This window comes from Terriglobales bacterium (genome assembly GCA_035567895.1).
Classification (GTDB): domain Bacteria; phylum Acidobacteriota; class Terriglobia; order Terriglobales; family Acidobacteriaceae; genus Gp1-AA112.
Window position 1 is genome coordinate 35,678 of sequence record DATMPC010000079.1, and the last position, 8,350, is coordinate 44,027.

The window sequence follows — 8,350 nt, forward strand, 5'->3', positions numbered from 1 at the left end:
AAATACCTTTGCGGCGGTTCTAATTATTTACGCTTCTTGTGATTCTGGTTTTGCAACTGACGTACAATCCTGAGCGTCTAACCCCTTGTTCCTGACTGGCACCAGAATGACCCCACCGCGCTATAGCATCATCGTTCCGGCGTACAACGAAGCGGAACGGCTTGGCTCGACCTTGCAGCGGATGTTGGCATATATCGAAGAATCGAGATGGTCGGCGGAGATCATCGTCGTCAACGATGGCTCACGGGATGCAACCGCCGCTGTTGTCAAGGAGTTCGCGCAACGGAATCCCATCGTCCGCCTCATTGAAAACCCAGGAAATCGTGGCAAGGGGTACAGCGTGCGCAACGGGATGATGAGCTCGTCTGGGCAATTCCTTCTCTTCACTGACGCCGATCTCTCTTCCCCAATCGAAGAAGCTCCCAAGTTGTTTGCCGCCATTGAGAGCGGCGCAGCAGATGTGGCAATCGGATCGCGCTACCTGCAAAGCGAGCTGCAAACCCGGAAGCAGCCCATACATCGAAGAATGCTGGGCCGAGCGTTCAACTTCGCATTGCGCATAATTCTCGGACTTTCGTACGTCGATACCCAATGTGGGTTCAAAGCCTTTAATCGCAAGGCGGTGAACACAGTCTTTCCTAATATGAAAATCGAACGCTGGGGCTTCGATCCTGAAATTCTTTTTCTTGCGAAGCGTTATGGGTTACGAGTGGTCGAAGTGCCTGTGTCGTGGGCTCATGATCATCGCTCCAAAATCAGTCCGATTCGGGATGGAGTGCGCATGTTCACGGAATTGATGCGCGTCCGCATGAACTCTTTGAGCGGAAAATATCTTCCTTCCACGGTCAGTACGCGAGTGATGACGAAGATAGCCTAACTCTTCTCATAGCAATGGAGAAGGCCCGCGCCATGCGGGCCTTTTCTTTTCGCGCAATCAGTGACGTTTCCTAGGAAGCGATCGCCGCGTGTGCGCGCAATTTCGGAATCACGGATAAACCACTGTCTTTGTCGAATAGAAGGCTCATCGACTGCGAGCACGGACCACAAAGCCAGAAATGCTCCAGCTTTATCGGCTTGCGAGAAGCAAGCAAGAATGGACTCTTGTTTCCGTTCGTCGTCTCAGTTCTATCCTGAGATTCCGGAGGCGTTACCTCGACTTCGATGCGAAAAATCTTTCCTTCGCGCAAATAATGAAAGGGAGTCGAGCAGGCAGGATTGGCACACTTAGAAACCATGGGCCCTCTACTTTCGGATTCAGGCTGGGGGTTAGCTTTCGTCCGCCCGCTTTCTAACGGACACTTCTGACGGGGTAGGTCGCAGCCACGCGACAGTATTCCTCAAACAGGAATCAGCCGATCGCACGGCACAGACTACCGAGAAGTTTACTTCAACTCGGTCCCATCTCGTATTGTGAAACCTTAAAATTCTGTTGAATTCGTACGTCAGCTCACTGCAGCAACTCTGCTTTGCCGCAATTAGAGTGCAATTCCGGTTGCAGAGGTCGTCGAGCAGACGAAAGCGGCCAAATTTCAACCACTGTCCCTTCGGTTTTGAGTCCCGGCATCCCTTCAGCGTGTGACACGCAGCATTCTTACAGGAATAGACCCCGGAGCTACTCCGGGGACCTAGTCAGACGCAGCCGCGAGTCTCTGCTAAGGCAAAGCTACGAGGTGCAGGAATCTGTGTCTGCCCGCCCACAGCGTGTAACGCGCCCCACGACCCGCCATCTCTAACCTACCGCTAAGTCCTTGATTTTATTGCGCGTTTTCTATGGCTCCCCATCTGCATTTTGCTTTGGCGGAGCGTTCAGGAGAGTCCAATGGGAGCAAATACAGAGCAGGTCAAGGCAGCGGAAAAGCGGGTGGTTCGGTACCTCTCGGTCTTACTCTTCGTGCTTTCGGTTCGCGAGTTGCGCGCACAAATCCCAGCGCAACCTCCTGCCGCAGCCCCGATTGCGGAACGGCATCGCAAGGTCGTCGTCAGTATTCCTCATCGCAAGCTTGCTCTGATTGAGGACGGCCGGGTGAAGAAGATTTACCCGGTTGCCGTCGGAGCCCAGCAAAGCCCTACGCCCGTCGGCAAATTCGCGGTGAAAACGAGACTCGTAGAGCCCACCTACTACCACCCCGGCAAAGTTATTCCAGCCGGTGCTGAGAATCCTCTCGGAACCCGCTGGATCGGCCTCAGCACGAAGGGTTACGGCATTCACGGCACCAACTTGGAGAGCTCCGTTGGCCAAGCCGCTTCCCACGGTTGCATTCGCATGCACCGCGCAGACATTGAAGAGCTTTTCGCCGAGGTCGAAGTCGGCGATCAGGTTGAAATTCGTGCGGAACCTGACGCTGAGGTCGCGGGGATCTTTGGTGACGTGCCCACCGCAGGGGACAAGACGGATGGCATGGCAGTTGAAGTAGCAGTAAGTCAATAACGAGCGAGTTGGTAGGAGGAAATCCCATGTTGGAACTAACTGGAATGATGGCAATCGTTGGAGCTTTGATCGGATCGGCGCTGTTAGCACTGTTTGCCGGAGAAGCACTCATTACGTTGATTATTCGCGCGATGCACGCAGGCGTGAGGCGCGCCGATGAAGCGGCGGCCAGGCAGTCCGGCCAGCCACAAGCGTCCGCCAGTCTGCTTAGCGGACAGCGTGCCCGGCTGCAAAGAGTTTGAAGTTTTGCCCCGGATGGTTCGGCCTCCACAGGCCGAATCATCCGATTCAACCACCACGATGTTCAACTCTCGTCCTCAAGGAGGACGCCATGCTGCTGCTGAAAGTTCTCCTGCTTTGCTCCGGTATCGCCCTGCTGCTCGCTGCACTGACGATTCTCGGATTCGACGCTTACCTGTATCTGCGCGCTCGGCGGCGTATTCAATCTGCCGAAAATGCTCAGGAAAAACTCCTGGAGCCCGAACTGAAACTGCGCATCCGGTTAGCGGGAATAACCTGCGCTGCCGCGGTGATCGCGTTCTTAATGGCGTCGATCTACGACGTGGTCCCCGCAGGCCACGCTGGGATTCGCGTTAGCCAAATCTCGGGAACAGAAACGGAAACGCTCTACCCGGGCATACACCTGATGTCCCTTTTTGAGACTCTGGCCGTTTATGACACGCGTACCCACACGATGACGACCGGCAACGTGGACGAACTTACAGAAAAGCCAAAGCGGCACGAGACGCTGAACGTTACCGCGAGTGAAGGCCTGAAAATCGGCCTCGCGGTTACGGTTCGCTACAAGCTCGACCCGGCGCGGCTCGCATACATCCACAACAACCTGCCGTCGGACATTGACACTGAAGTGGTCCCTCCGGTAGTCGCAACTGTCTTTCGGGAAATTGTGCCGAACTACACGATCCGCGATGTTTTTGCGGTCCATCGCGAGGACATTCGCACGAGAGCCAGTGTGGAGATTACCGAAAAGCTCAAACGAGATGGCATTACGGTCGAGGAGGTAATGCTCCGCGACATCGTTCTGCCAACCGACTACGCTCGTGGCCTTGAAGGCTTGATCGAAAAGGAGCAGGAAGACGAGAGCCTGATAGTGCAGACGTCGATCGAGAAAAAACAGGTACAGATTGCCCAGTACCAGGCGGAAGCTCAGAAGGTCCGCACGGTGAAGCAGGCAGAAGCGGGCGCGCAGGTGCGCGTGTTGCAGGCCAAAGCCGAAGCCGATGCCATGCAGTACACGCTTCCGCTGAAAGAGAAGCAGATCCAGCAGACCAAGCTCGAAGCCGAAGCGCGCAAACAAGCCACCATTCAGAACGCCGAAGCCGAGGCACAGGCCAAGGTGATCGACAGCAAAGCTGAGCTGGAGAAGCAGCAGTTGCTGGCCTCTGCGGAAGCGAATCGCATTCGGGTGGTGGCGGCAGCCGACAGAGAGCGTCTGCAGGGCGAAGCGATGGCGCTCAAGTCGAATCCCTTGCTAATCAACAAGATAGTTGCAGAGAAGTTATCAGACAAGATTCAAGTGATGATGGTGCCAGCCGATGGCAAGTTTTTCTTTGCCAACGACGTGCTGAAGGCCCCAGCCCAACAGATATTCCGGCAGGAGGAGCAGGGTATTGATCCTCCTGCTAGACCGCAGGGCGGCCCTGGTGGAGGTCGCTAGGCGGAGAGGCAGACCAGCTAACAAGGTTGGTCTGCCTGACGCTTGGTCCGACATGAATTTGAGGGACTCTAGTATGAAGGACACGACGAAATCGTGTGGACTATCCGTGGGAGAAATTGTGTGGGTGCTCGTCACGATTGGCTCGCTGATAGCGTTGTTCCGCTGCTTGGCCCGTTGACCCGTTTGCCCCGTTTGCCAAAATGGATGCCTCATAATCGCTCCATTTGACGCCTGTGCAAACCGCTTGTTATATTCGTATGGTTCTGCGAGTCAGTTTAGTTCTTCTAGAGCGGTAGAGCTTTAGTTCGAATCCACTGTTCCGAAGTAGCTGGAACAGCTTCCTCGCTGACGATGCCTGCGCTGCCCTCTCCCAAGAGGGATATGCAGGCCGGGAATGACGAAACGGATCGCCTGTAATCGCCTTGGCGACACCGTCGACATTCAACCCTAGGACGATCAAATCCTCGCCCGCCTTGACGGGTGTGCGAGAGTATGGCCCCGCGTGCGGTGGTCAGCCAAAAACAGGAAATTGCTGTCCCTATAGAGGGACTTTGGCGCATGTGCGCCTTAGGAGTGGAATTTGCCCACATTTAATCAGCTTGTGCGCAAAGGGCGGACACAGCCCAAGTACAAGACGGCCAGTCCGGCCCTGCAGGAGTCGCCGCAGAAGCGTGGGGTTTGCACCCGCGTTTACACGCAGACGCCCAAGAAGCCGAATTCGGCGCTGCGTAAAGTTGCTCGTGTGCGCCTGACCAACGGAATTGAGGTCACGACCTATATTCCGGGCATCGGCCACAACCTGCAGGAGCACTCGATCGTGCTCATCCGCGGAGGCCGTGTGAAGGATCTTCCTGGAGTGCGTTATCACGTCGTGCGGGGAACGCTCGATACGGTCGGCGTTGCCAATCGCAAACAGAGCCGCTCCAAGTACGGAGCGAAGAGGCCGAAGGCCTAGGAAGAACCGCCCGCGGTAGCGGGTGGGTGCAAGAGATCGTTGAGATTAGAGGGTATTAGAACTCATGCCACGTAAAGGACACATAGCAAAGCGCGAGACCGCGGCCGATCCAGTTTATAGCTCGACCCTGGTGACCAAGTTCGTGAACTCGATGATGTACCAGGGCAAGAAGAGCACCGCTCAGTCGATCTTCTACCAGTCGATGAAGAACCTCGAGCAGAAGGGCGGAGACGAAGCGCTGAAGCTCTTCAAGAAGGCAGTCGAAAACTGCAAGCCGCTGCTCGAAGTGAAAACTCGCCGCGTGGGTGGCGCGAACTATCAGGTTCCGGTGGAAGTGAATCCGGACCGTCGCACGTCGCTCGCGATTCGCTGGCTGGTTAGCTACGGCCGTTCCCGTGGCGAAAAGGGAATGATTGACAAGCTCACGAATGAGCTGCTCGACGCCGCCAACGGCCGCGGCGCTGCGATCAAGAAGAAAGAAGACGTTCACCGCATGGCGGAAGCCAACAAGGCTTTCGCGCATTATCGCTGGTAAGAGATTTAGTCGTGTCATTCCGAACGAAGTGAGGAATCCCTACTGGACCCAAAAAGTTTGGTGGGAGTAGGGATTCTTCACTACGTTCGGAATGACAAACGGAACCAAAGCAGGAATCGAGAAAGTTTAGGAACATCGTGCCCAGACAGGACCCATTAGAGCGTTGTAGGAATATCGGCATCATGGCCCACATCGATGCCGGCAAGACCACTACGACTGAGCGCATCCTCTTTTATACGGGCATCACGCACCGTATCGGCGAAGTGCATGAAGGCACTGCCACTATGGACTGGATGGAGCAGGAGCAGGAGCGCGGCATCACCATTACGTCCGCCGCCACGACCTGTTTCTGGCGCGACATCCGCATCAACATCATCGATACTCCCGGCCACGTAGACTTCACCGCGGAAGTTGAGCGCTCGCTGCGCGTTCTCGATGGCGCGGTTGCTGTATTTGACGCCGTGCATGGCGTCGAGCCGCAATCGGAAACCGTATGGCGCCAGGCTGATAAATATGGTGTTCCGCGCATTTGCTTCATTAACAAGATGGACAAGATGGGCGCGGACTTCGAGCATGCCGTCGATACCATCCGCAAACGTCTTAATGCCCGCCCTGTAGCGATTCAGATTCCTATCGGACAAGAAGCTATTTTCAAAGGCGTGATCGATCTGGTCGCGATGAAGGCAGTCTACTGGCGCGATGAATCGATGGGCGCCAAGTACGAAGTCGAAGAGATTCCCGCCGAGCTGAGGAAGAAGGCAGATGCCTTCCACGCGCAGCTTGTCGAGAGTGTTGCCGAAAACGACGACGAGATGCTGCATAAGTTCCTGGAAGGCGAGACTATCTCGGCCGAAGAACTGCGCGCTTCGCTTCGTCGCAGCGTGATTGCACTTAAGCTGTTCCCGGTCCTCTGTGGAACGGCGTTCAAGAATAAGGGCGTACAGACGCTGCTCGATGCAGTCGTGGACTATCTGCCGTCGCCGATGGACATTCCTCCTACCGAGGGCGTAGATCCCGATCATCCGGAGAAGGTGTTGCACCGCAAAGCCGACGACAGCGAGCCGTTCTCCGCGCTTGCTTTCAAGATTATGGCTGATCCGTTCGTTGGCCAGCTTACGTTTATCCGCGTCTATTCCGGCCAGCTGAAGACCGGTGACACCGTCCTGAACACAACTCGCGGAAGATCAGAGCGAATTGGGCGCTTGCTGAAGATGCACGCCAATAAGCGCGAAGAAATCAGCGAGATTTACGCCGGTGATATTTGCGCATGCGTCGGACTGAAGAACGTCACCACCGGTGACACGATTTGCTCTGAAAAGGCTCCCATCCGTCTGGAGTCGATTGAGTTTGCCCAGCCTGTAATCTCCGTCGCGGTCGAGCCAAAGACTAAGAGCGACCAGGAAAAGATGGGCATGGCGCTCAACAAGCTGGCGCAGGAAGACCCAACCTTCAAGGTTCATACCGATCCCGATTCGGGACAAACCATCATCAGCGGTATGGGTGAGCTTCACCTCGAGATCATCGTCGACCGCATGATGCGCGAGTACAAGGTCGAGGCCAACGTCGGCAAGCCGCAGGTCGCCTATCGCGAGACCATCCGCAAGGCCGCAGAAGGCGAAGGCAAGTTCATTCGCCAGACCGGCGGTTCCGGCAACTACGGCCATGCCAAGATCAAGCTGGAGCCAAATCCTGGCAAAGGTTATGAGTTTGAGAACGACATCGTCGGCGGCGTAGTTCCCAGGGAGTACATCAAGCCGATCGATCAAGGCATTCGCGAGGCTCTCCAGGGCGGTGTGCTCGCCGGCTATGAAGTTGTGGACGTAAAAGCGATTCTCTACGACGGCAGCTACCACGAAGTCGATTCCAACGAAATGGCCTTCAAGATCGCAGGTTCACTGGCGTTCAAGGCGGCGGCTGCGAAGGCGCATCCTGTTCTGCTCGAACCTGTGATGTCGGTCGAAGTTGTCGTGCCGGAAGAGTACATGGGCACCATCATTGGCGACCTGAACTCAAGACGCGGACGCATTGAAGGCATGGAACACCGCGCCGGCTCGCAGGTGATCAAGGCCAACGTGCCGCTCAGTGAGATGTTTGGCTACGCGACCCAGATGCGCTCGAACACGCAGGGCCGCGCGACGTACTCGATGCATTTCAACCGCTACGAGGAGGCACCGCGCGCGATCTCCGAAGAGATCATCGCAAAGGTGCAGGGGAAAAGCGCAGCATCGAAGTGAGCGCAATAGGCGCTTCGTTGTGGTTCGTGAGGTTTCGGTTAGAGAAGGGCGCGAGACGGATTTTGAAAGGATCTTCGGGGCGGAAGGAATCTGGCCGGATTTTCTAAAGCGCTCAAGGCGGTATCTGGGCAGCGAGCTTCGGCTCAAGTCCAAAGCGGAGCGGCGATTCAGGTTGGATGATTATTGGGAATCGCATCTTGGTTTTGAAGCGTTCCGGGCGATCCACCAGTTGGATTGCGACAGGTTCGACCAACTCATCGCTCGCGAAGAGTTGGTGGTAAGAGAAAGGTTTCTCGGAGCGTTCTATATGTCGGAGCGTTCTATATGGACGACTCCGAATCGGATGAAGGCGACGATCTGGTGCCTTCGTAAGAAGTTGAGCTAGCAGCTTAGAAGCTAGGAGCTTATACATGGCGAAAGAGAAATTTGACCGCAGCAAGCCGCACGTGAACGTGGGGACGATTGGACATATTGATCACGGCAAGACGACGTTGACGGCGGCGATCACCAAGGTGCTGTC

8 protein-coding genes are annotated in these 8,350 nt (G+C 55.7%); 7 read left to right on the forward strand and 1 reads right to left on the reverse strand.

Annotated features, from left to right (window positions below):
- Positions 1–106: 106 nt before the first annotated feature.
- Positions 107–877 carry a dolichyl-phosphate beta-glucosyltransferase gene (locus VNX88_16105; protein HWY70192.1) on the forward strand — a complete coding sequence of 257 codons (771 nt, stop codon included), beginning with the start codon at positions 107–109 and terminating at the stop codon, positions 875–877.
- Positions 878–947: 70 nt separating this feature from the next.
- Here the strand turns inward: VNX88_16105 and VNX88_16110 are convergent, their stop codons facing one another.
- Positions 948–1,235 (reverse strand): hypothetical protein, encoded by a 288-nt coding sequence (locus VNX88_16110; GenBank protein HWY70193.1) that lies wholly within the window; start codon positions 1,233–1,235, stop codon positions 948–950.
- A 584-nt stretch (positions 1,236–1,819) separates the two neighbouring features.
- On the opposite strand from VNX88_16110, the gene VNX88_16115 reads away from it, so the two are divergent.
- From VNX88_16115 to fusA, 6 genes are all read left to right on the forward strand, one after another.
- Positions 1,820–2,428: a L,D-transpeptidase gene (locus VNX88_16115; protein HWY70194.1), complete on the forward strand. Its 609-nt coding sequence runs from the start codon at positions 1,820–1,822 to the stop codon at positions 2,426–2,428.
- A gap of 26 nt (positions 2,429–2,454) precedes the next feature.
- Complete coding sequence (locus tag VNX88_16120; protein ID HWY70195.1) at positions 2,455–2,670, forward strand: hypothetical protein; 216 nt, start codon at positions 2,455–2,457, stop codon at positions 2,668–2,670.
- A gap of 89 nt (positions 2,671–2,759) precedes the next feature.
- On the forward strand, positions 2,760–4,106 hold the full coding sequence (locus tag VNX88_16125) for an SPFH domain-containing protein (GenBank protein ID HWY70196.1): 1,347 nt from the start codon (positions 2,760–2,762) through the stop codon (positions 4,104–4,106).
- Positions 4,107–4,686: 580 nt separating this feature from the next.
- Positions 4,687–5,061: a 30S ribosomal protein S12 gene (gene rpsL, locus VNX88_16130; GenBank protein ID HWY70197.1), complete on the forward strand. Its 375-nt coding sequence runs from the start codon at positions 4,687–4,689 to the stop codon at positions 5,059–5,061.
- A 64-nt stretch (positions 5,062–5,125) separates the two neighbouring features.
- The gene (gene rpsG / locus VNX88_16135; protein ID HWY70198.1) at positions 5,126–5,596 is read left to right on the forward strand and encodes a 30S ribosomal protein S7; all 471 of its coding nucleotides are present in this window, start codon (positions 5,126–5,128) and stop codon (positions 5,594–5,596) included.
- Positions 5,597–5,733: 137 nt separating this feature from the next.
- A complete protein-coding gene (gene fusA, locus VNX88_16140; GenBank protein ID HWY70199.1) occupies positions 5,734–7,830 on the forward strand; it encodes an elongation factor G in 2,097 nt (698 codons plus the stop codon).
- Positions 7,831–8,350: the final 520 nt, after the last annotated feature.

Excerpts from the sequence above, each read along its gene's own strand:
- VNX88_16125 (HWY70196.1), top strand. The coding sequence starts at position 2,760 with ATGCTGCTGCTGAAAGTTCTCCTGCTTTGCTCCGGTATCGCCCTGCTG.
- VNX88_16105 (HWY70192.1), top strand. The coding sequence starts at position 107 with ATGACCCCACCGCGCTATAGCATCATCGTTCCGGCGTACAACGAAGCG.
- VNX88_16115 (HWY70194.1), top strand. The coding sequence starts at position 1,820 with ATGGGAGCAAATACAGAGCAGGTCAAGGCAGCGGAAAAGCGGGTGGTT.
- VNX88_16120 (HWY70195.1), top strand. The coding sequence starts at position 2,455 with ATGTTGGAACTAACTGGAATGATGGCAATCGTTGGAGCTTTGATCGGA.
- VNX88_16110 (HWY70193.1), bottom strand. The coding sequence starts at position 1,235 with ATGGTTTCTAAGTGTGCCAATCCTGCCTGCTCGACTCCCTTTCATTAT.
- rpsG (HWY70198.1), top strand. The coding sequence starts at position 5,126 with ATGCCACGTAAAGGACACATAGCAAAGCGCGAGACCGCGGCCGATCCA.